Origin of the sequence: Candidatus Allofontibacter sp., assembly GCF_038145245.1 — a bacterium.
Lineage (GTDB): Bacteria > Pseudomonadota > Alphaproteobacteria > Pelagibacterales > Pelagibacteraceae > Fontibacterium.
Genome location: NZ_JAYQPI010000063.1, coordinates 1 through 2,441 on the forward strand (window position 1 = coordinate 1; position 2,441 = coordinate 2,441).

2 protein-coding genes are annotated in these 2,441 nt (G+C 32.4%); both read right to left on the bottom strand.

All coding sequences use genetic code 11. The features are described from left to right. A partial coding sequence (locus tag AC8IGH_RS05340; RefSeq protein ID WP_507419680.1) for a beta strand repeat-containing protein occupies positions 1–1,523 on the bottom strand: 1,523 nt, incomplete at its 3' end. A 127-nt stretch (positions 1,524–1,650) separates the two neighbouring features. Continuing rightward, positions 1,651–2,337: a dienelactone hydrolase family protein gene (locus AC8IGH_RS05345; RefSeq protein WP_507419681.1), complete on the bottom strand. Its 687-nt coding sequence runs from the start codon at positions 2,335–2,337 to the stop codon at positions 1,651–1,653. Positions 2,338–2,441: the final 104 nt, after the last annotated feature.

The window sequence follows — 2,441 nt, forward strand, 5'->3', positions numbered from 1 at the left end:
CTTGTATTTGTATTTCGTACTCCACCCGACATACAAAAATTATTTTTTCCAAAATATGAGCAGTCATAATTTAAACTTTGGTTTAAAGAACTATTTTGATAGTTAATTGCACCTTTCAAATGAGAAGCAAGAGCTGATAAAGAGATATCAGTGTCTGAGGGCGAAATATAACTTGGAAATAAAAGATCCCATGTCGTTGTACTTCCATCTTGAAGACTTAAACTCCAACTATATCCGCCGTACGTTCCTGTTTGTGCATCTAAATAACTATTGCTAACTCCGCTAATAACCCCTGCATATTTATTAGCTTTAACAGTTCCACTGCTAATTCCAAAAGTTGTCTTGTGTCCAGCAACACCATCATATGTACTTACAATTGTGGCTGACAATGTGCCAAATGTTGATGCATTATTTCCTAAAATAATATTGTAAGTTTGAGGAAGTCTTCCATTATACATTAAAGATGCTGCCGAATTATTAAGAGTTGTGATTGTTCCTGTATTATTAATGGCTTTTCCACTTCCGCTTATGGTTCCAGTATTTGTTAAAGTGCTTATTGTTCCAGCGTTATCAATTCCATACCAAGTTCCAGAAACTATATTCCCTTGAATTGTTCCTGAGTTAGTAAGTGTAGTGATTGTACTATTTAATGGATTATAAATTCCATATTGACCTGTTCCGCTAATTGTACCTTCATTTGTAATTGTAGTAATTGTTCCACCATTATTATTAATTCCTGTTTGTGAACTTGTAATAGTCCCGCTTGAATTATTAGTTATTGTTCCAATTGTTCCACCGGTGTTAAAAATTCCAGCTGATCCTGCGACTGTTCCGGAATTAACATTTCCTTGAATTGTTCCTGAGTTAGTAATTGTAGTGATTGTTCCTTCATTGAAAATTGCATCACTCCTGGCTCCTGGTGTGCCCGCATGATTGGTGGAGCTAATAATTCCACCTGAGTTATTAGTAATTGTTCCAATAGTTGCTGAGATAGAGTTTTTTTCGTTATCAATTGCACTAAATAAACCAGTAATAGTTCCAGAATTTGTAATAGTAGTTATTGTTCCTGCCTGATTATTCAAAATTGCATAATTACCACTTATAGTTCCGCCTGAATTATTAGTTAATGAATTAACAGTGATGGTTGGTGTAGTTGCTGAACTGTTGGAAAGTTGAATAGCTGCATATGAACTATTACTGGTACTAGTATTGCTTATAGTTCCAGAATTTGTAATTGAAGACAATGAGCTTCCATATAAAAAAAATGCGAAAGTCGAGCTAGAAATTGTTCCATTATTAGCAATGATAGTATTACTTACACCTGCGGTTTCGTGATCAATATAACCTGTTACGGTGTAATTGTTGGTTATTGTTAAATTTGAACTAGTAATATTTATATTTCCTGTGCAATCTCCCGTAGGTGAAGCATTTGCAGTACATGCTGCTAAAGATTTTTTAGTAAATACAATATTTATTAAAAAAAAATTTAATAAAAATACTATTAATAAATATCTAAGTTTCATCACTAATTTTATGGATTTTTATAAATCGCTAAGGATAAAAATGTGAGGTTTATTGGTTTTTTAAAAAAATATCAATAAAATATATGTAGAAATTATACTCATTTATCTTAATTAAAACTTACTAAAATTACTTTAAGTTTTTATTTAAGAAAGTCATGGTTCGAGTCCATGCTAATTTTTTAGCCTCTTCATTGTATTTTAAGTAAGGAAGATTTCGCTGATCTGCTTCTTCATTAGCAAAAGCGTGTTTGGCGTCATATCTAAAGAATTCAAAGTTTACTTTAGCGTCCTTTAATTTCTTCTCTAATTGATCAACGCCACTGATATTAAAAGCATCATCATGGAGTGCCCAATGACCAATTAATGGAATCTTAATTTTACTTGCATCGACTAAATCTAAAGGGGGATACCCATACCAAATCACTGCACAATTTAATTCAGGAACATGAACCGATGAAAGACAAGTTAACGCTCCTCCCATGCAAAAGCCTGTGACTGCAACTTTTTTAGATCCGGTGTTTTTTAAATACTGAACAGCTCCTCGAATATCTTCTTTTGCAGCATCGAGAAAATTAAGATCTGTCATTAAATGCTTTGCTTCATTTTCATCTAAGGCAACTTTACCTTTATACAAATCTGGAACGAGTGCTCGATAACCTGAATTTTTTAAACTATCAGCAACTTTTTTAATCTGATCATTCATCCCCCACCATTCTTGGATGACAACAATTGCAGGTGCATCTTTACTGCCTTCCGTTAAATAACCCTTAGAGGTTTTTCCATCAGGTCTTAGAAATTCAATAATCGATGACATATTTTTTATTTTATCACTGATTTAATGATTTTACTTTGAATTTAATTTTACTAAATATTGAGTGAGAAAAATAGAACCAAGAATAATCACATAGATAACAAAGA

What these genes read in the sequence shown, in the direction of transcription:
- AC8IGH_RS05345 (WP_507419681.1), bottom strand. Translation starts at nt 2,337, where the DNA reads ATGTCATCGATTATTGAATTTCTAAGACCTGATGGAAAAACCTCTAAG.